Source organism: Terriglobus aquaticus, from assembly GCF_025685415.1.
GTDB lineage: Bacteria > Acidobacteriota > Terriglobia > Terriglobales > Acidobacteriaceae > Terriglobus > Terriglobus aquaticus.
In genome coordinates, this window is the sequence record NZ_JAGSYB010000001.1 from 49197 (window position 1) to 68303 (window position 19107).

The 19107-nt window shown below is 62.9% G+C and carries 15 protein-coding genes; 3 read left to right on the top strand and 12 right to left on the bottom strand.

The window, feature by feature from the left end; genetic code table 11:
• Positions 1 to 51: 51 nt before the first annotated feature.
• Together OHL12_RS00290 and rpe are read right to left on the bottom strand one after the other, a co-directional pair.
• The gene (locus tag OHL12_RS00290) at positions 52 to 1896 is read right to left on the bottom strand and encodes an outer membrane protein assembly factor BamD (RefSeq protein ID WP_263411845.1); all 1845 of its coding nucleotides are present in this window, start codon (positions 1894 to 1896) and stop codon (positions 52 to 54) included.
• Positions 1897 to 2053: 157 nt separating this feature from the next.
• On the bottom strand, positions 2054 to 2728 hold the full coding sequence (gene rpe, locus OHL12_RS00295) for a ribulose-phosphate 3-epimerase (RefSeq protein ID WP_263411846.1): 675 nt from the start codon (positions 2726 to 2728) through the stop codon (positions 2054 to 2056).
• Between the two features lie 209 nt (positions 2729 to 2937).
• On the opposite strand from rpe, the gene OHL12_RS00300 reads away from it, so the two are divergent.
• Positions 2938 to 3534 carry an HAD family hydrolase gene (locus tag OHL12_RS00300; protein ID WP_263411847.1) on the top strand — a complete coding sequence of 199 codons (597 nt, stop codon included), beginning with the start codon at positions 2938 to 2940 and terminating at the stop codon, positions 3532 to 3534.
• A gap of 120 nt (positions 3535 to 3654) precedes the next feature.
• Here OHL12_RS00300 and OHL12_RS00305 read toward each other — a convergent pair whose 3' ends face one another.
• From OHL12_RS00305 to OHL12_RS00320, 4 genes are all read right to left on the bottom strand, one after another.
• Positions 3655 to 4356: a 1-(5-phosphoribosyl)-5-[(5-phosphoribosylamino)methylideneamino]imidazole-4-carboxamide isomerase gene (locus OHL12_RS00305; protein ID WP_263411848.1), complete on the bottom strand. Its 702-nt coding sequence runs from the start codon at positions 4354 to 4356 to the stop codon at positions 3655 to 3657.
• A 250-nt stretch (positions 4357 to 4606) separates the two neighbouring features.
• Positions 4607 to 5698 carry an ABC transporter permease gene (locus tag OHL12_RS00310; protein WP_263411849.1) on the bottom strand — a complete coding sequence of 364 codons (1092 nt, stop codon included), beginning with the start codon at positions 5696 to 5698 and terminating at the stop codon, positions 4607 to 4609.
• 90 nt (positions 5699 to 5788) lie between these two features.
• Positions 5789 to 7291, bottom strand: a complete 1503-nt coding sequence (locus tag OHL12_RS00315) for a hypothetical protein (protein WP_263411850.1) — start codon at positions 7289 to 7291, stop codon at positions 5789 to 5791.
• Positions 7292 to 7330: 39 nt separating this feature from the next.
• Positions 7331 to 8212 carry a transglutaminase-like domain-containing protein gene (locus tag OHL12_RS00320; RefSeq protein ID WP_263411851.1) on the bottom strand — a complete coding sequence of 294 codons (882 nt, stop codon included), beginning with the start codon at positions 8210 to 8212 and terminating at the stop codon, positions 7331 to 7333.
• Between the two features lie 403 nt (positions 8213 to 8615).
• On the opposite strand from OHL12_RS00320, the gene OHL12_RS00325 reads away from it, so the two are divergent.
• On the top strand, positions 8616 to 9194 hold the full coding sequence (locus OHL12_RS00325; protein WP_263411852.1) for a PEP-CTERM sorting domain-containing protein: 579 nt from the start codon (positions 8616 to 8618) through the stop codon (positions 9192 to 9194).
• Between the two features lie 96 nt (positions 9195 to 9290).
• Here OHL12_RS00325 and metK read toward each other — a convergent pair whose 3' ends face one another.
• The 3 genes from metK to OHL12_RS00340 all read right to left on the bottom strand — a co-directional run bounded on the left by metK (position 9291) and on the right by OHL12_RS00340 (position 14817).
• Positions 9291 to 10472, bottom strand: coding sequence for a methionine adenosyltransferase (gene metK / locus OHL12_RS00330; RefSeq protein ID WP_263411853.1), 1182 nt, complete (start codon positions 10470 to 10472; stop codon positions 9291 to 9293).
• Positions 10473 to 10611: 139 nt separating this feature from the next.
• A complete protein-coding gene (locus OHL12_RS00335) occupies positions 10612 to 14112 on the bottom strand; it encodes a TonB-dependent receptor (protein WP_263411854.1) in 3501 nt (1166 codons plus the stop codon).
• Between the two features lie 171 nt (positions 14113 to 14283).
• Positions 14284 to 14817: a helix-turn-helix domain-containing protein gene (locus tag OHL12_RS00340; RefSeq protein ID WP_263411855.1), complete on the bottom strand. Its 534-nt coding sequence runs from the start codon at positions 14815 to 14817 to the stop codon at positions 14284 to 14286.
• 298 nt (positions 14818 to 15115) lie between these two features.
• Here OHL12_RS00340 and ahcY point away from each other — a divergent pair, with 298 nt between their 5' ends.
• Positions 15116 to 16567 (top strand): adenosylhomocysteinase, encoded by a 1452-nt coding sequence (gene ahcY, locus OHL12_RS00345; protein WP_263411856.1) that lies wholly within the window; start codon positions 15116 to 15118, stop codon positions 16565 to 16567.
• A gap of 63 nt (positions 16568 to 16630) precedes the next feature.
• Here ahcY and OHL12_RS00350 read toward each other — a convergent pair whose 3' ends face one another.
• The 3 genes from OHL12_RS00350 to OHL12_RS00360 form a co-directional block, all read right to left on the bottom strand.
• Entirely contained in the window at positions 16631 to 17656 is a 1026-nt protein-coding gene (locus tag OHL12_RS00350) for a cytochrome D1 domain-containing protein (protein WP_263411857.1), read from the bottom strand.
• Positions 17657 to 17764: 108 nt separating this feature from the next.
• Positions 17765 to 18091, bottom strand: a complete 327-nt coding sequence (locus OHL12_RS00355; protein ID WP_263411858.1) for a hypothetical protein — start codon at positions 18089 to 18091, stop codon at positions 17765 to 17767.
• A gap of 192 nt (positions 18092 to 18283) precedes the next feature.
• A complete protein-coding gene (locus OHL12_RS00360; RefSeq protein ID WP_263411859.1) occupies positions 18284 to 19078 on the bottom strand; it encodes a DUF4397 domain-containing protein in 795 nt (264 codons plus the stop codon).
• Positions 19079 to 19107 lie beyond the last annotated feature (29 nt).

Sequence of the window (19107 nt, forward strand, 5' to 3'; positions counted from 1 at the left end):
GGAAAACGGGCAGCACTCGGCTGCCCGCTCTCGCTGGAGCGATCGCGAAGTTTAGAACGGGTTCAGCTTCTTCACGCCCTTCTTCTTCTTGTGCTTGCTGCTGCTTTCCACGTCGCTGTCGTAGTCGGGCTTGGGAGTCTTGACCTTGCCCTTGTCGTCTGCCTGCGGTGTCTGCTGTCCGGCTGGGGTCTTCACACCGGCGGCGTCGTTGACTGCGTCGGGGATTTCAGCAGCCTTCTCTACCGGCGGCAATGCCGTGTTTGCGGGGCCGGGCTTGGGCAAGCCGTATCCGGCGTCGGTCGTGGTGCTTGCGCCTGGTGTCAGGATCTCCACGCCAACGCTGCGGTTGCCGGTCGCGGGAGCAACACCAGCCGGCGTAACCGGAACCGTGGTCGTGCTGCCAGCATCGGCAGCGTCGGTTGGCGCGCCGTTTGCCGGGATATCCGATAGGGTCGCGGGTGCTGAACTTGCTGCGGTTGAGCCTGCCGGCGCTGCCGCGGTGCTGTCGTCCGCACCGGCCGCCGCTGGCGCGTTCGCTGCGGCCGCGGCCACGGGCTTGTTGCCGACAGCGGCGTTGAACTCGCTCTCAATGCGCTTGGATACCTGCGGAGCGTACGTCGCATGCGGGTCGGCCAGGCCGGGGTCGCCAATACGGGCAGCTTGCACCACGTCCGGCCCGCGCAGGATCAGGCCCTTGGCGCGGTTGGCGATGCTGTAGGTCTGGCGGCTGTTCTCCAGCGCCTGGCTGGCGGCAACCTGCTCGGCCGTGGGCTCCGGAATCGGGGCGCCAAGCGCTTCCAGGCGATCGCGTGCATCCTCGACGCGCGGCGAAGCGTTGTACACCGTGACCACACGGCCGTACGCCGCTGCTGCCTGATCTTCGTACACCTTCAGGAGGCGGGCGCGCTGGTCTTCGCTCAGATTCTTCATCGCAGGATTGCTGCGAACGAAGCGAGCCTGCGCAGCGTACGCATCGCCGAGTCCAATCAGCGCGGAGTCGATCTTGCTGTACAGCGGGTACGTATCGACCACGGTTTGATAGCGGGCGATTGAGGCTGCGTAGTTGTCGTGGCCGGCGTAGAAATCGGCGATGCCGGTCTCACGTGTGGCGAGCACTTCCTGCACTTCGCGCAGCTTCTGCTTCGCTTCCGGAATCAGCTTGCTGTCCGGGTACTGCGTGAGCATGTTGCGATACTCTTCCTGCGCGTGAACGGCCTTCGCGTAGTCGCGGTCGGGCTTGTCCATCTGCTTGAAGTAGATGTCGCCGATGCGCATCTGCGCTTCCGCAGCTTCCGGCGCGTTCGGGAAGAAGACGATGAAGTCCTTGTACTCGGTTTCGGCCTGGGTCAGCGCGGCGGTGCCGCCTTCCTTGTACCAGCTGTCGGCAAAGGCGAGCTTGGCGCGCATCTGGAACTCGGAATCGGGATAGGTCGCGAGCATGTCCTGCAGCAGGAGGCGGCTTACGTCGTAGTGACCCTTGTTCAGCGCGACCATAGCGCGGTCGAACAGGAGCTTGTCGGGCTGTGCCGTGTTCACGTTGGCCAGCGGATTGGCCTTGAGCCGCTGCTGCATCCGCTTTTGCTCTTTGATCGTGTCCTTAGTCTGCTTGACCTTTTCGTCGCGCTTTTCCTGCTTGGTGTCTTCCGTCTTGCGGGTCTTCTTACGCGGCGTGTTGCTCAGAACGGCGGTCGGCGTCTGGTCCGCAGTGGTCGTTCCGGCCGGCGCATCGGCGGGTGTGCTTGCGGGTGCCTGCGCATCAGTGGCCGCAGGAGCTGTCTGCTGCTGGGCGACGCTGTTAGCGATGGGAGCGAACAGGAGTCCGGCAAGCAACACGGTCGTGGAACGCCGGACGAAGAACGAGCGCGAGCGGAACTCGCGCGGAGAAGAAAAACGCATCCGCAAACCTCTTTTGAGCAGGACGAGACGCGATGTGCGACCTCAGCCCTACCAGATCATTCTAGCGTTCCGCGGGCGACGGGCCGCGCCGCGAAGTGAGAAGTTTCTACACGGTTGGACTGCTACTTTCCGCAACCGTCAACAGCCTGCCGCAGCGTCAGGCCGAGACCAACGCCGCGCCCTTTGCGACCTGGAGGAACTCGCGTGCGTTTTCCTCGGTCTTGCCGGGCTGGAAGATTGCGGAACCGGAAACGAGGAGGTCGGCACCGGCTTCGACGACAGCCGAAACGGTGTCCTTGGCGATACCGCCGTCAACCTCGATGCGGTAGTTCAGGCCGAGTTCTTTGCGTAGATCGGCGAGATGACGGACCTTTTCGACGCAGCGCGGAATGAAGCTCTGGCCGCCGAAACCGGGGTTCACGGTCATCACGAGGACGTGGTGCACGAGCGGCAGGACTTCGATGAGAGTCTCCACCGGCGTTGCGGGATTGATTACGACGGCAGGCTGCATGCCGTGCTCGCGGATTGAGGTGAGCGTCCGGTGCAGGTGCCGGCAAACTTCCTGGTGGACGAGCAGCCAGTCGGCACCGGCTTTTGCGAAATCGGGAATATAGCGGTCCGGATCTTCGATCATCAGGTGGCAGTCGAGCGGCAGGCGGGTGACCTTGCGGACGGCGGCCACGACGGGTGGACCGAAGGTGATGTTGGGGACAAAATGGCCGTCCATCACGTCGACGTGGACGACGGTGCCGCCGCCGCGCTGGGCGGTGGCGATTTCCTCGCCGAGCCGGGTGAAGTCTGCGGCGAGAATGCTGAAGGCGAGGTCGATCACAGGGGCAGTGTATCAACCCTCCCTCGGGGCTACCCGCCCCCTCCCACTCAATGGTAAGTTCCTTAATCTAAGCGGGTTGCGCTCTGGAGTGCATGTAAGTTCCTCATTTCGCTTGGCTTGCGCGTAAGTTCCTGTTGCCGAGAGGCTTAGCCGGAAGTGCACAGGGGTCGGTGCAGCTGCTTTTTGGCGGACCGCGCGATACTGGAGGTATGTCGGAAGCTTTGTTGTTGCCGCCTGGCGACTTTCGCGCGTACCTGTTCGACCTGGACGGGACGGTGGCGGATACGATGCCGCTGCACTTTGTCTGCTGGAACGAGGCCTTGGGCCTGCACGGGTGTTCGCTGGATGAGCGGCAGTTCTACGCGCTGGCGGGCGTGCCGGTGGAGCGCACGATCGAGATGCTGAATGAGCAGCATGGCTTGCAGATGCCGGCACGCGAGCTGGCCGAGTACAAGGAAGCGTTGTTTCTGAAGCGGCTTGTGAAGTTGAAACCGGTGGAAGCCGTGGTGGCCCATGTGCACGAGGGGCATGGGCGGATCCCGCTAGCAATCGTTTCAGGGTCCCCGAGGGCGAGTATCTTCAACTCGCTGCGATTGCTGGGGCTGACGGACAAGTTCGATGTGATTGTCGGGGCGGAGGATTACGCCCACGGCAAGCCGGATCCGGAGCCGTTTCTGACGGCGGCGGCACGGCTGGGTGTCCCGCCCGAGCACTGCCTGGTGTTTGAGGATGCGGACTTAGGGATCGAGGCGGCGGTTGCAGCGGGGATGCAGTGGGTGAAGGTGCCTCAACCTCCGCTGGGGTAGGTTTGGTGAGCCTCGCCACCCTTCCGCTAGTGCGAGCAGAAGCAGATCCTTCGCTTCGCTCAGGATGACACTGCCTCTACCTGATGACACTGCCTCTATCTCAGGTCACGCTGCCTTTGCTCAGGCGGGCATGAGGCCGGAGTAGACGGCCATTCCGGCTACGGCGTCGACACCCATTTGGTCGAGTTCGTCGACTTCGACCTGGGAGCGGATGCCTCCGGCGACGATGAGCTGTTTTGCGGTGCAAGCGCGGAGGATCGCGGCGACGTCAATGGGGAAGCCAGAGAGGGTGCCTTCGGTGTCGACGTGGGTGTAGAGGAACGCGCCACAGTCGTTTTCGAGCCAAGTGACGGCTTCTTCGGGGGTGAGATCGACGGAGTCCTGCCAGCCTTTTACGGCGACGCGGCCGTTCTTTGTGTCGACGCTGAAGACGAGCTGGTCCTCGCCGAGCGCCTTGCGGAGCGATTCAGCGAAGGCGAGATTGAGGACCGGGTGGCGCTTGCGGTCGGCTTCAGTGTCGCCGCCGAAGAGCGTGGAGCCATAGATGACGCGCTTGGCGCCGAGGTCAAGCATGCGCTGGCCGTCTTCCGCGGTGCGAAGGCCGCCACCGACCTGGCAGTTCAGTTTGCTGGTGAATTGCTGAATCAGTGGCTCGTTGGATCCCTGGCGCTTGGCGGCGTCGAGGTCGATGAGCTGGACCAGGGGGTACTTGCTGAAACGCTCGATCCAGTAATCGAAGTCGTCGAAGGCGAGTTTGAGGGTTTCGCCCTGGACGAGCTGGACGATGCGGCCGCCCATGAGGTCGATGGAGGGGATGAGCATGGGTCTGATTTTAGCGAGTCAGCGAGTCAGCGAGTCAGCGGGTCAGCGAGTCAGCGAGTCAGCGAGTCAGCGAGTCAGCGAGTAGGGATCAGGGAATAGGCAGTAGGGCGACAGCGCTGGAGCGAGCAACTGAGGAAGTCGGGCGCGCGGAAGAAAGCAGATCCTTCGCTGCGCTCAGGTGACACCGCAATCTTCCGAGTTTCCGACCTTCTCGATGGGCCGAGACGCTTCTATGGTGACGCCGAACGGGCTATTCGTACGCCAGGGCGTCGATGGGGTCTTTGCTGGCGGCTTTGAAGGCAGGGTAGAGGGCGCCGAGCAGAGCTCCGGCGAAGGCGAGCAGGATGCCGCGGATGACCCAGGGCCAGCTTAGCTGGTAGTCGAGGGTGGGCATGGTCTTGTTCAGGATGAGGTTGAGCACCACGCTGAACGCCACGCCGACGACGATGCCGAGCGCAGACAGGAGCAGGGTTTCCGCGAGGACGGCCTGCACGATGTAGCCGCGGGAGGCGCCGAGGGATTTGAGAATGCCGATCTCGCGCGTGCGCTCCATGATGGCGGTGTACATGGACTGGAAGATGACTAGGAAGCCGACCACGACCGCGATGCCGGTGACGGTGTACATGCTGGGCTTGAGCGCCGGCAGCTTGTCTGGCGTGATCTGCGACAGGTACTCGTCGAGCGTCTGGACGTTGTAGCTTTGCATGCCCTCGGTGGCGTGGATGGCGTCGCGAACCTGGTTCTGGTGCTTGGGGGCATCGGTCGTCTTCAGGTAGAAGACGGTGCACTTGCCCTCAGTGCCGGTGTACTGGCCCATGGTAGTCAGAGGAACGTACTTGCGGCCGCCGCGGCCGTGCTCCACGATGCCCGAGATGATGAAGGTGTGCCCGAAGACCTGGTACGGATCGCCGGGGTGCTTGCCCTTACCGACGTAGTCGTCCAGGATGATGCTGGTCGGCTGAGTAAAAGGTCCCCCTTCAAGGAACTTGAAGGGGGTGAGGGCATTGAAGCTGGGGAAATCGATGCCATAGATGGAGTCGAGCGAGCTAGTGAGCTGGATGTTGACGGGGGCGACGACGTCGACGTTGGGGATGCTGTCGAGGATGGGAGCGACCCGGAGGTCGGCGCCGGCGCTGGACAGGGCAACCATGCTGTTGACGCTGTTGGGCCGCACGACCATATCCATGCCGATGCCGCTGGTGTGCTGGTGGTATCCGTTGACCTTGCCGATGAGGATGGCGGCAATGGAGAGGATCATGATGACCTCAACCGCCACGGCGAGGATGGAGATGACCGAGCGCAGGGGGCGGTGGGTCAGATTGCCGACAACCAGCTTATTCATGCGGCTTTGATTCTACCGGTTGGCGGGACCGGGCGGCCGCGGTTCACGCCAGGATTGCCGTGGAGGGCCGCACCAGGGTGAAGCGCCAGGCTAGCCCCGTGCCTCTGCAGCAAAGCGGGTGCGCGCCGGCTGTGCGAAGGACCGTTCGGGTATGGCGTTGCGGCCGGGACCGAGCAGGAGCGAGCCGATCATGGGCGTCAGATAGATCATGGCAAAGGCTGTGGCCACGACGGCCTCCATGCCGAACGAGATGATGTAGACCGGGAAGGAGAGCATGCCTTCGGCCGCGATGTGGGCGAAGGCCATGACGAAGAAGAGTGCCCAGGGCGCCTCTTCGGTGCTGCCGAGAACGTAGTTCATGGCGACAAACATGAGGAACTGAATGGCAGGCATGACGAGGAGAATGCCTAACCAGCCGGCCTGATGATAGGCGTCGCCGAAGGGCGAGAAAGAGATGCCGGTGGTGTGATCGGAGGGCGCAAGCATGCCGATCTCGTGGGCGTAGTCGTTGCCGGCGCGGATCTCCGGCTTATCCGGAAGGATGAAGTGCGGAATGATGTTTTCGAAGTAGTTGAAGGTGTTCTGCAGACCGATGGGGCCCTGGAGGTCGGTGAGAGCGATGAGGGCGCTGTCGATGGGGACAAGCGTGAGCCGGTCAAAGATGCCGCGCGGCTGGTTGTACCAGTGGTACAAGTCGATGCGTTCCGCGGCGTCGCGATTGACCTTGTCGCGCAGGGCAAGCGGATGGCGGAGCAGATTGTAGGCGACCTGGGGATTGGCGGCGGTCTCGTCACGGAAGTTTCGGCCGTACTGCGAGTAGGGGACCAGGATCAGGACGGCAAAGGCGCCAAGCGGGACGAGCGTGATGACCTGGAGAATGCTAAGGCGGAGGCGCGCGGCGGCGGAGGCGACGACCCAGGCCAGCGAGGGCGCGAACATGGCCTCCTTGGAGTAGGAGAGCAGGCCGACCCAGGTGGAAAAGGCCCAGGCGATGAGCACTGGCCAGGAGAAGCTGGAACGGCCGCCCGTGGCCTTGACGCGTTGAAACACGCCGATGAGGATGGCCAGCGGAAGTGTGATGTTGAGCTGGCGAGCGATGCTGGCGAGGCCCGGGGCGAGCAGGTACAACGCGTACGGCAGTCCGATGCCGACGACGAGACAGCCGATGACGACGTTGTTGGTGTTGCCCTGGGTGAGCCTGCCGGCGAGGAAGGGCTTTTTGGGGCGGAAGCGCAGGCTGAGCAGAGCGGCAAACGTGGTGGCGCAGGTCCCCAGCATGTAAACGAGCAGGGTCTGGTCGGCGTTTGGAACGTTGGCGACCAGCGGCTCGTTGGTGAGCGCCTTGACGAAGACGCCAAGCAGGCCTGTGAACAGGGTGACGAACAGGATGTAGGCGCCCGCCGGGTTTCGGAAGCCACCGACGATATTGAAGCCGAAGTTGGTGACCAGCATCCAGCCGAGCACAGTCAGGCAAAGCACAGGCGAATTGCCTTCCGCGATGAGAGCGGCGACCAGCAGCGCGCCGACCAGCATGGTGCCCTGGTACGGAATCTCTTTGGGAAACGGGATGACCAAGGCTGTTCCGGCTGCCATGAGTGTAGCAGGCAGCCGGTTTGGACCCTGCGCCGGAAGTTAGGCGGAAACGGGCTGGACGGCGGGGGCGGAGGGCAGCGGAACGCGGTCTCCGGCGGCGGTGACCTCGTTGGACTCAACGGAGAAGTGAGTGAGGTTGGCGACGCCAAAGGAGGTGGTGATGGCGACGTCTGCTGCGTCGCGACCGGCGGCCATAAGCAGGCGGCCGAAGCGAGGCTCGTTGTGACGGGCGTCCATGTTCCACCACTGCCCGCCCAGGTAGACCTGGTACCAGGCGGAGAAATCGCCGGCGCCGCCGTAGGGCACGCGGATGTCGCCGAGATAGCCGGTGACGTAGCGGGCGGGAATATTCATCGCGCGGGTGAGCGTGACGGCGAGGTGCTGAAAGTCACGGCAGACGCCTTCGCGCTCGGTGTAGACGTCCATGGCGGTCTTGGTGGAGCGGGCCTTCATGTAGTCGAAGCGGACTTTACCGTGGACCCAGTCGCGAATGCCGGCGGCGAGCTGCCAACCACGGGGAAGGTGGCCGAAGAGGTCTGAGGCGATGCCGTTGAAGCGGTCCACCTCGCAGTAGCGGCTCGAGAGCAGGAACTGAAGCACCTCGTGCGGGAGGTCGGCGATTGGGTGCTGGACCGCGTCGAAGGCCTGCCAGTCCTGCACATCGGAGGCTTCAACCAGGCTGCGGCCGCTGAGGCGCAGGGCACCTGCCGGCGCGGTGAAGCGGGCGCACCGGTTGCCGAAGCAATCGGTGTAGCTGGTGGGCGTGATGGTGCGGGTGGTGCTGCTGTCCACGTGCTCAATGTTCAGATCGTCCGAAGAGCGCAAGCTTTCCTGCAACGAGGGATGCAGGTGCAGCAGGGCGATCATGGCCGTTTCGCAGGGCAGGTGGAACTGAATGTCGAACTCGTTCTGGATGAGCATGTTTTCGGACCGTCTGTATTGGATGGGCAGAGGGAAGGTTACGTTGTTTCCTGACGTAGGGGCCTGGCTTGGAGTGCGGCTCTGCCCCGTTTTCAGCTGCGGGGCTTTTGCATTGAGCAGAACCTGGGAGCTCGTCCAGCGGCTAAAGGACGAGGAGGTGTTCCGTCCGCCGACCAGAAAATTCCTAGTAATACAACCGCCCAGGCATGATGCCAACTGTTTTCAGGCTGGATGGCTGTCGGCTATAAGCACAGTCATCGAATTCCGGCAAGAGCCGACGAATTTTCATGTTGACGTTTTCAAAAGTTGATCAACACTGTGTCGCGACAGGGAAGTGCGCTGAATCGGCATCTCCAGTCGCTACCAGAAAAATCAGCAAAAAATCCAGCTTGTGGAGAAACACATGAGAACTCTTTCCATGGTCCTTGCGTTGTTGACCGGGCTCTTCGTTTCGAGCTCAATGCGTGCAGCATCCGTCTGCCCGTCGTTGGGCTATGCAACTGCCGGTTGCGACCTCATCATCACGGTCACGGACAGCGGTACGACCGTTACACCAGGTCCAAGCTATACCCTGGCGGGCGGCACCTACGACGGCTCCGATGACACGCTCATCGGGATCGTGAATAACTCGAGCAGTGCTCTGAGCTCAATCAACCTTAGTTCCTCGACGGACATCTTCGGATTCGATGGCGACGGTATCGACGGCTATGGTGCCCCCGGCAACACTATGGACGACAGCGGATACGGTGGCCCGAACACCTACTTTACGAACATCAACGCAAGCTTCACGGGCGGCACGGCAAACTTCCTTACGCCGCTGGCAGCGGGCGGGGGAAGCACCTACTTCTCCCTGGAGGAGGCACTCGACACCTCAACTCTGACAGCTGGTTCAGGGGTCACACCCGAACCGAACACGTTCGTGCTCCTTGGGACCGCACTTGCAGGCATGGCCGGGGCGGCACGCCGACGCTTTGCGAGCTAGCTCTGCCGGTCAGTGCACATAAGAAAGCGGAGCTCTCGTAAGGAGAGCTCCGCTTTTTCTGTGTGCGTCGCCTCGGCTCGAATCCGAGGTTTGTGGTTAGCGGGCGGCGACGGTTTCGTACTTCGCTGCGCCGGACTTCAGGGCTTCGGCCTTGTCGGTCTTTTCCCAGGTGAAGCTGTCGGCCGAGCCTTGGCGGCCGAAGTGGCCGTAGGCCGCGGTCTGCTTGAAGATGGGGCGGCGCAGGCCAAGGGTCTCGATGATGCCCGAGGGGTTGAGCTTGAAGTTGGCGCGGACGAGCTCAGTCAGCTCGGTCTCGCTGATGGTGCCGGTGCCGAAGGTGTCGACGAGGACGCTGACGGGCTGGGGCTCACCGATGGCGTAGGCGAGCTGCACCTCGCAGCGCTCGGCGAGGCCGGCGGCGACGATGTTCTTGGCGATGTAGCGGGCCATGTAGGCAGCCGAGCGATCGACCTTGGTGGAGTCCTTGCCGGAGAAGGCACCGCCGCCGTGACGGCCCATGCCGCCGTAGGTGTCCACGATGATCTTGCGGCCGGTGAGGCCGGAGTCGCCCATGGGTCCGCCGATGACGAAGCGGCCGGTCGGGTTGATGTGGAACTTGGTGTTCTCATCCAGCAGCTCGGCGGGGATCACGGCCTTGATGACGTGCTCGATGACGTCCTTGTGGATCTGCTCGTTGGTCACGTCTTCCTCGTGCTGCGAGGAGATGACCACGGCGTCGACGCGGGCGGGCTTGCCGACTTCGGCGTACTCGACGGTCACCTGGCTCTTACCGTCCGGACGGAGGTAGGGCATGGTGCCGTTCTTGCGGACCTGGGAGAGCTTCTCCGCGAGGCGGTGGGCCAGCGAGATGGGCAGGGGCATCAGCTCTGGCGTCTCGTTGGTGGCGTAACCAAACATCATGCCCTGGTCGCCGGCGCCGTCCTTGTCCACGCCCTGTGCGATGTCAGGCGACTGCTTATTGATGGAGGAGATGACCGCGCAGGTGTTCGAGTCAAAGCCGTATTCGGAATGGGTGTAGCCGATCTCTGCGACGGTGGAGCGGACGAGCGACTGGAAGTCGACGTAGGCCTTGGTCGTGATTTCGCCAGCGATGACGACAAGGCCGGTGCAGGTGAGGGTCTCGCAGGCGACGCGGCTGTAGGGATCTTCCTTGAGGCAGGCGTCAAGGATGGCGTCGGAGATCTGGTCGGCGATCTTGTCGGGATGACCTTCGGTTACGGACTCTGAGGTGAACAGGAAACGGTCGCGTGTAGGCAAACTTCTACTCCTCCGGGTGATTTCACGGCACGGGCGCGGGGACGCGGATGTGCGGGAAAGTATCCCTTGAAGTTTACAGGAAGGGGCGGGAACGCGACGGGGAGCGCCGAAGCGCTCCCCGTGCGTCGTTTGGGTGTGGTTAGTAGTTGAGCTTGAGCGCGAGCTGCAGGATGCGCGGGTCGCGGGTGGCGGTGACTTGGCCGTAGCTCGTACCAAAGCCAGTCTGGCTCACAAAGGCCGAGGTGGCGATGGTGGCCCAGTTGGTGTGATTGAAGGTGTTGAAGCTTTCCGCGCGGAATTGCAGGTCGGTGCGGTGCTTTTCGGTCAGCTTGAAGTTGCGCATGAAGCCGAGATCCCAGCGCTGGAAGCCTGGTCCCAGGATCGATCCGCGACGAGCATTGCCCGGACGAGCCTGGCCGAGCGGGACGGGTGCGAACGCAGCCGTGTTGAACCACTGTAGGCGGGTGTGCGGGGCGTTCTTGTTGGGATTCCCGACCTGGTCAGGACGTCCACCGGAGGCGCTGGCACCGAGGAAGCCGAGGCCCCCAGGATCGAGATTGCTGGTGCTCGCGGTGAAAGGAAGCCCGCTGTTTACCGCGACGATGCCGGAGAACTGCCAGCCGCCCGCGACGTGACCGAGGAAGCCGTGCTGTTCCCGGAAGAAGGGCAGTTCGTAGACGAAGTCCGCCGTGAAGACGTGACGACGGTCGTACTGAGACGGGCCGTACTCCGCCCGAGGGTTGGTGCGGTCCTGAATGGAGGTGGAGCGGTCGGTCTGGTTGTCAGTGAGCGCCTTGGAGTAGGTGTAGTTCACATCGACCAGGTTGGCGCCCTTGAAGCGCTTTTGCACCTGCACCTGGAGCGAGTTGTAGTTGGAACCGAAGACCGTCTGAACCACGTTGATCGCGTTGTAGCCGAGGTATGGACGGATGCGGTTCAGCACCAACTCCGAGCTGGAGGAGGTGAACCGTTGACCAGTTCCGGCAGCATTCAGAGGAGAGAGGTTCAGCGGCGCCTGCGTGTATGCGCCGGGTGCGACTTCGTTGATGTCCACCACACCCTGCAGATGAACGCCGTGATTTCCGACGTAGTCCGTGGTCAGGACGAGATCCGGCAGGATTTCGCGCTGGAAGCCGAGCGAGAACTGCTGGGTGTATGGCGTACGGAAGTTGGGATCGGTGGCACGAAGCGCATTTGGTGCGAAGGTGGTCGCTACGTTGCCGCCGGTGGGGTTGTTGAATTGCACGTTGTTGTACGTGACAGTCTGCACGTAAGGCGGGTTCTGGAAAGTGCTCTGCTCATAAGTGCCGAAGAGCGTGGAGTCGAAGGCGATACCATAGCCGCCGCGCAGGACGGTCTTGCCGTCGCCGCCCAGGTCATATGCGAAGCCAAGGCGCGGAGCGACGTTGGCCCACTTGTTGGGGCTGACGGTAGCGCCGTAGGGCGACTGGTGATTGCGAGCCGTGGCGTAACCGTTCGTGTTGTAGGAATCGCCGAGGATGATGCCGTTGAGCGGGTCGTAGTTGGCGTTCGGAGCGGCACCGCCAACGCAGGGTGCCTTGAGGCAGATGTTGCCGTTGGTGTCGATGGTGGGCGCCAGAGCGGCGTTGTAGTTGGCCGGGCTGAAGTTGTCGAGCAGATTGTTCTGATCGACGGGGTTGCCGAAGTAGCTGTAGCGAACGCCGAAGTTGGCGGTGAAGCGCGAACTGACTTTCCAGTTGTCCTGAAGGAAGGCTTCGGTGAGATTGGACTTCAGCTTGGGCGTAATGGCCGTGGACGCCTGCGTGTATGAAGCCGCGTAGCCTGAGAGGAAGTTCGCAAACGACTGCTGGAAGGATTGCGCCGTGGTGCCGGCGGGAGCGTTCGTATTGGTGAAGGCGAAGCTGCCGGCGTTGGAGCCGGTGGCGTTCTCTGTCTTCAGGTAGTTGTGATACGTGGCACCGAAAATGAGAGTGTGACGGCCGATGGTCTTGGTAGCCTGGGCGAACACGTTGTGGTCAACCGAGCGGACGTTGTAGATGCCCGAGCTGGTGAGCGACGTGGCGCCGGTCATGGTCACGATCGGCACAATGCCAAGGGTTGAGGCAAACGGCAGGATCGGCTTGATATCGGTTGAGACCGCGTTCGAGAGGTAGCCGTTGGGTGTGGAGAGGATGGCGCCGTAGCTGTAGTCGTAGCCGCCCTCGACGACAAGGGTGGGGCTGACCGTGTAGGTAGCGCGACCGAGATAGTTATGGCCGGGCGAGTTCGTGCTGCTCTGGTTGACCGTGCTGTTTACACCCGGCAGGCTGGACGCGTTGGTAAAGGCGCCGCCAGGTTCCAGCGTCGGGATTTCGTCGTAGATCATGCGACCGGAGAGAACAAGACGCTGCCCGAAGTTGTGATCGATGCGAGCGACTTCCTGGTTCTCGTTGTAGACGGCGCGCTGATTGGAAACAACGTAGTTGGGACCGAGCGCGGGCGCATTGGGCAAGAGGACGCGGCTGCCGTCGGGAGCGAAGATGTCGCGAACGTATGCAGCGGCGGTGGGATCGATCGCCGTAACCCTGTTGCCCGTGGTGGCACAGGTCGCCGTGGTGGCGGTGAAGGTTTCGCGGGTGCAGACGTTGACGTTGAAGATGCCCTGGCGCTCGAGCGCGGTGGGGACGCCATTCTGTGAGATCGAAGCGTAGTTGATCACGCGGCGATACTCACCCGAGAAGAAGAAGAAGGTGTGGTCCTTCCAGATGGGACCGCCAACCGTGCCGCCAAAATCGTTGTAGCGCAGCAGCGGGCGCGCCGTGGGGGTTGCCGTGAGCTTGTTGAAGTAGTTGTTGGCGTTCAGGACGTCGTTGCGGAAGAACTCGTAGACGGTGCCGTGCAGGCTGTTGGTGCCGGAGCGGATGACGACGTTGACCTGGCCGCCGACGCTGCCGCCGTACTCGGCGGTATACGTGTTGCGCAGGGTCTTGATTTCCTGGATGGCGTCGATGGACGGGTAGCTGAGCAGCGTCAGGTTGGAGCCGCGGTCGACGTTGGTGGTGCCGTCGATGGTCCAGTTGTTCGTGGACGAGCGATTGCCGCTGACGGAGAACGCGACGGTGGCCGTGGTGCCGCCGGGCAGCGAGGAGCCGATGTAGAGCTGGTCGGTGGTGCCGCCGTAGACCACGCCGGGCTGCAGGGCGAGCAACTGCTCGTAATTGCGGTTGTTGAGGATTAGCTCTTTGACCTGGGTGCCGTTCAGGAGGCCGGAGACGGTGGCGTTCTCGCTGTTGAGCTGGAGCTGGTCGGCGGTGACAGAGACTTCCTGATTGGAGGAGCCGGCCTTCAGGTCGCCATTGACGGTCAGGGCGTCGTAGGCATGCAGAGTGAGGTGGTTGACCACCTGCGTGGTGAAGCCGGGCGCCTCGATCTTGACGGTGTAGTTACCGAAAGCGAGGGTGGTTGCGGTATAGACGCCGCTGCCGGAGCTCTTGAAGGTGCGGGAGACGCCGGTGTCTTCATTGGTGATGGTGATCACCGCGCCCGGAACAACGGCTCCGCTGGCGTCTTTGACTGTTCCGGAGATGCTGCCATTGGTGTTCTGAGCGATGGCGGGCGCGGAGAGGACGGCGGCAGTAGCGAGCAAGCCGAGAAGGCGGGCAGGGTGCTTCGGGGTCACGGTGGGTCTCCTAAAGATGACGCGGGGAGCAAGCGGCATGCCGCTCCGCCGGGAATTGCCGGCGGATGCAACTGCTGCGTTGCGGTGCGAAATTTCGCGCGATACCACACAGGGTAGAGATGTGAACTGCCCGCGTCAACGAGCAAGCCGAAGGAGATCCGGCTTTGCAGACTATTGCTGATGCGTGTCCGGCTGGTCGGGGTCGGGCTGGGAGGCTGCGGGGGCGCCGCTGCTGGAGGCCGGGTGCCGTGGGACGAGATGGAGGCGTGATGCGAGCCGGGGAGGCAGGTGGACGATGCCACGGCGGGCCAGAAGCGCGGTCACGCCCAGAGCGAGCAGCACCAGCACGAACACCATGGCGATGACGCCGGCCCAGCGGGCGCGGCGGCCTTCGAAGCGCTCGCTGCGGCTGCGTTTTACGTTCTCCGCGAACTCAGCCCAGTTTTCGTTCTCGTGCTCGGGGTCAACGCCGTGGCGACGGAGAGCATCGAGGAACGCGGTGATCGTGGCGTCTTCGTCGAGGCCGACGTAGCGAGCGTAGGAGCGGACGATGCCCCGGTTGAAGATGCCGCCGGGAAGCTCGCGGAAGCGCTCATTTTCGAGGGCGCTGAGGTTGCGCAGAGAAACGCGAGTGCCGACGGATATGTCGTCGAGCGCGATGCCGCGCTCCTCGCGTGCCGACCTGAGACCTTCCCCGAAACCCATGCCGTTCCAGTTCGTTGGCGCCCTTGTGTGCTGCTGGCTTACGTGGTGCTGTGAACGCCCGCAGACAATCTGCTGTGATGCGGCGATGCTATCGTTTGTCGCATAAACGGGTCAAAACGTCTCTTCCGTCGGGCTATCGTTCGTCGCATCAACGGGTCGAAATGCCGCTTATGCCGAAGCGAAGAAAGCGTGAATCTGCGGCTACGGATGCGTCAGCCGAGCGGCGCATCCTGATACCTTGATAAGGGTTATCACGGCTTTCGTTAGGCCGAGAAGAAAGCAAAAAGGGAGTACCTGAATGGCTACCGCTGTGCTTGCACCGGAAGAGACGAAGTCTGAAACTGCCCTGCCATACAAAGTGGCAGACATGAGCCTGGCCGACTGGGGCCGCAAAGAGATCCGGATCGCCGAGCAGGAAATGCCGGGCCTGATGAGCATTCGTGCGAAGTATGCGGCGGAAAAGCCGTTGCAAGGCGTGCGCATTACCGGTTCGCTGCACATGACGATTCAGACCGCGGTGCTGATCGAGACCCTGAAGGAGCTGGGCGCGGACGTTCGCTGGGCGAGCTGCAACATCTTCAGCACGCAGGACCATGCGGCAGCGGCGATCGCTGCGACCGGTACGCCGGTGTTTGCCTGGAAGGGCGAGACGCTGGAGGAGTACTGGTGGTGCACGGACCAGGCGCTGAACTTCCCCGGCGGTCTGGGACCGCAGATGGTGGTGGACGACGGCGGCGACGTGACCCTGCTGATCCACAAGGGCGTGGACCTGGAGGATGGCGACCGCTCGTTTGTGGACGGCAAGGCCGGCAGTGAGGAAGAGGCCGTGATCCAGGCGCTGCTCAAGAAGGTGCTGGCAGAAGATCCGCAGCGCTGGCATCGTGTGGCCAAGGATTGGCGCGGCGTTTCGGAAGAGACGACCACGGGCGTTCACCGGCTCTACAAGATGATGGAGCAGGGCAAGCTGCTGGTGCCCGCCATCAACGTGAACGACTCGGTGACGAAGTCGAAGTTCGACAACCTGTACGGCTGCAAGGAATCGCTGGCCGACGGCATCAAGCGCGCGACCGACGTGATGATGGGCGGCAAGGTTGCGGTGATCTGTGGCTACGGCGATGTGGGCAAGGGCTCGGCGGCCAGCCTGCGCGGCCTGGGTGCGCGCGTGATCGTGACGGAAGTGGACCCGATCAATGCATTGCAGGCGGCGATGCAGGGCTACGAGGTGACGACCATCGAAGAGACGATGGGGCGCGGCGATATCTACGTGACCTGCACGGGCAACGTGGACATCATCACGCTGGAGCACATGGAGCAGATGAAGGACCAGGCAATCGTCTGCAACATCGGCCACTTCGATAACGAGATCCAGATGGAGCGTCTGAACTCGGCACCGGGCGTGGAGAAGCTGGAGATCAAGCCGCAGGTGCATCAGTACACGTTCCCGAGCGGCAAGCAGATCTTTGTGCTGGCCGAGGGGCGTCTGGTGAACCTGGGGTGCGCGACCGGGCACCCGAGCTTCGTGATGTCGAACAGCTTCAGCAATCAGACACTGGCGCAGATCGATTTGTGGAAGAACCGCGATACGTACAAGGTTGGTGTGTACGTGCTGCCGAAGAAGCTGGACGAGGAAGTGGCGCGGCTGCACCTGGAGAAGATCGGTGTGAAGCTGACGACGCTGTCGCAGCGGCAGGCGGACTACATTGGCGTGCCGGTCGAGGGGCCGTACAAGACGGACCAGTACCGGTACTAACAGTAGCTAAGCAGCAAGAGAAAGGCCCTCCTTCGCGGAGGGCCTTTCTCGTTAGGACAGCAGTTAGTGGCTGACCTGTGGGGTCTTGCCGGGTGCGTAGAAGGCGAGACCGTCGGGGTAGTCGCCGGCGGGCATGTGGGCGCTGACGGCGAAGGTGTTCAGATTGATGGCGACGATCTGGCCCGAGGCGGCGGAGGATGCCCAGGCGCGGCCGCCGCGTGGGTCGAGGACGATCTCGTAGACCTCTTTGGGAACGTCGATGGTGCGGGCGACCTGCATGGTGCTGAGGTCGATGACGGCCATCTTGTCTACGGTGCGCATGGCGACGAGCAAGTACTTGCCGTCGAAGGTGGCGGCGGTGCCGTAGCCGGGTGCGGCGATGGGGATGCGTCTCGCCACTTTCATGGCAGCGGTGTCGATGACGACGAGTTCGGGTTTGGTCTGGTCGCTGGTGAAGGCGTAGCGGCCGTCGCGCGAGACGGAGATGCGCTGCGTATCGGTCGAGATCGGAATGGTGGCGAGCAGCTTGCGGTTCCGGATGTCGAGCACGGACACGGTGCCAGGGCCAACGTTGGCGGTGTAGCCGCGTTTGCCGTCGGGCGAGAGGGCAAAGGTGTGCGACTGCTCCTGACCGGTGGGGATGGTGCCGACGATCTTGAGCGTGTGCGGATCGATGATTGAAACGGTCTTGTCGAGTTCGGTCGTGACGAGCAGTTGGTTGGTGTGGGTGTTCCACACGATCATGTGCGGGCGGACGCCGTGGGTGAAATCGATACGGCCGGTCTGTTTGGCGGAGGCGAGATCAATCACGTCGATGTGATCGCCGTTCGTGCCGGGCTTGCCCACGCCGGAGTCGCCGTAGATGGGAACGTAGAGAGTCTTACCGTCGGGGCTGATGACGGCCTCATGACCGGTGACGCCGTCTTCCACGACGGAGGCGATCTGCTGATTCGTCGCGGGATCGAAGATGTGAGCCGTGTGGTCCTTCTGGCTGACGACCACGAGGCGGCTTTGCGCTTGCATTGACGAGGGGACGAACGAAGCGCAGGTAAGCGCGGCGATGGCAGCGAAATGAGCAGACGGGCGCATGGCTGCCGAGTGTAGCAGTCAGGTGCCATGTCCGGCATTTGGCCTGCCGAGAACGAGACGGCCCGCTGCTAGCGAGCGGGCCGTCCTGAGCTGGTCGCAAATCGTGAATCAGTATGCGCGGGCGTTGTGCTTGTCGCGGTAGATGCGGCGCGACTCCTGATTCTGCTGCGCGTGCAGCGTGCGGCGGTCAGAGCGGGTGAGGTGGCCGTTGTCGGCGGCGCGCATGGCGTGCTCCTCGCGATTCACCGCGCCTTCCTGATGCTCCAGATGTTGGGTTTCGCGCGGAGTGAGCTGGCCGCTGCGGACACCCTGGCCGATGCGTTGCTGCTGGTTGTACTTGCGCTGGTTGATAGTGCGATTCGACTCAGGAGTTTGCGCAAAGGCAGCGGTGGAAACGAGCAGAGCGGCGGCTGCGGCAAGTGTCGCGATCTTCATGAGAGGTTCCTCTTTCAGGGCGGCCCGGAAGCGAAGCCGCGTACGGTAGAGGAGACCCGGGTTGAGAGGGCTGGTTGCGCGATTTTGCTGGGAAAGCGCGCGGAAAAGCCGTGCGAAACCTTTCCCGCTTCGGCGTGTCTTCAGGCGCCCATCATGCAAGCCGAGCTCACCCAGGCAGCGAGGCGGATGCCGCTATTGTGCGGTGCCGGTGGCGTAGGGCGAGTCGTAGTCTGCGATGAAGATGACCTGGACGGCAGGGGTGGTGGTCACCTGGGTGTCCAACAGGACGATAGTGCGGGCGCTGCCAGCAGGCAGGGACGTTGCGGCGCTGCTGTACAGCGCGGTCGTCGCCGGGGTCGTTGCGGTGGCCGCCACGGGCACGGTGCCGGCTGGCAGGAGCACTACCTGATAGGTCCCGGTCGGGACATAGATGCCGGTGCGGATGTCGTTCAGATTGACAGCGGTGGCGACAGCCTTGGTCGTGAGCAGGTTGCCGCCGGCAGGGATGAAGTAGACATCAACGGAACCGATCGCGGTCGCTTGATCGATGAGGCGGACGAGCACCTGGTTGCCGGGTGCGGGCTGGCTCTGGTCGGTCAACAGTTGCGCCTGGGCGCCGGCGGCGGTATTGCCGATCAGCAGGGTGTACTCCGTGGGTGCCGCGAGCGTTCCACGAACGCTGCTGACCACGGTCTTCGTACCGGCCTGATTGGCAGCAATGGTGTAGGTGCCGGGCAGAACGGGGGTGTAGTTCACCACGCTGCCGAAGCCGATGTTGTAGGCGAGGACGCTGGAGCCGACCTGAATGTCGAGGCCGCCGGCAGAGGTGGAGGTGTCGATGACGCGGAGTTGCGCGTACTGCGTCTGGGTGGAGCCGCTGACCTGTCCGCAACCGACGAGAGCGAAAGGAAGCACCGAGACCACGCCCGCTACAAGAGCGGTGCGGACGCTGTGGAGCAGCCTGGCGATCGGACGAGGTGATTTCATGCGTGCGACGGAGCGTGCCGTTGGTGAGC

Excerpts from the sequence above, each read along its gene's own strand:
- OHL12_RS00290 (WP_263411845.1), bottom strand. The coding sequence starts at position 1,896 with ATGCGTTTTTCTTCTCCGCGCGAGTTCCGCTCGCGCTCGTTCTTCGTC.
- OHL12_RS00300 (WP_263411847.1), top strand. The coding sequence starts at position 2,938 with ATGTCGGAAGCTTTGTTGTTGCCGCCTGGCGACTTTCGCGCGTACCTG.
- OHL12_RS00305 (WP_263411848.1), bottom strand. The coding sequence starts at position 4,356 with ATGCTCATCCCCTCCATCGACCTCATGGGCGGCCGCATCGTCCAGCTC.
- OHL12_RS00310 (WP_263411849.1), bottom strand. The coding sequence starts at position 5,698 with ATGAATAAGCTGGTTGTCGGCAATCTGACCCACCGCCCCCTGCGCTCG.
- OHL12_RS00315 (WP_263411850.1), bottom strand. The coding sequence starts at position 7,291 with ATGGCAGCCGGAACAGCCTTGGTCATCCCGTTTCCCAAAGAGATTCCG.
- OHL12_RS00320 (WP_263411851.1), bottom strand. The coding sequence starts at position 8,212 with ATGCTCATCCAGAACGAGTTCGACATTCAGTTCCACCTGCCCTGCGAA.
- OHL12_RS00325 (WP_263411852.1), top strand. The coding sequence starts at position 8,616 with ATGAGAACTCTTTCCATGGTCCTTGCGTTGTTGACCGGGCTCTTCGTT.
- OHL12_RS00340 (WP_263411855.1), bottom strand. The coding sequence starts at position 14,817 with ATGGGTTTCGGGGAAGGTCTCAGGTCGGCACGCGAGGAGCGCGGCATC.
- ahcY (WP_263411856.1), top strand. The coding sequence starts at position 15,116 with ATGGCTACCGCTGTGCTTGCACCGGAAGAGACGAAGTCTGAAACTGCC.
- OHL12_RS00350 (WP_263411857.1), bottom strand. The coding sequence starts at position 17,656 with ATGCGCCCGTCTGCTCATTTCGCTGCCATCGCCGCGCTTACCTGCGCT.
- OHL12_RS00355 (WP_263411858.1), bottom strand. The coding sequence starts at position 18,091 with ATGAAGATCGCGACACTTGCCGCAGCCGCCGCTCTGCTCGTTTCCACC.
- OHL12_RS00360 (WP_263411859.1), bottom strand. The coding sequence starts at position 19,078 with ATGAAATCACCTCGTCCGATCGCCAGGCTGCTCCACAGCGTCCGCACC.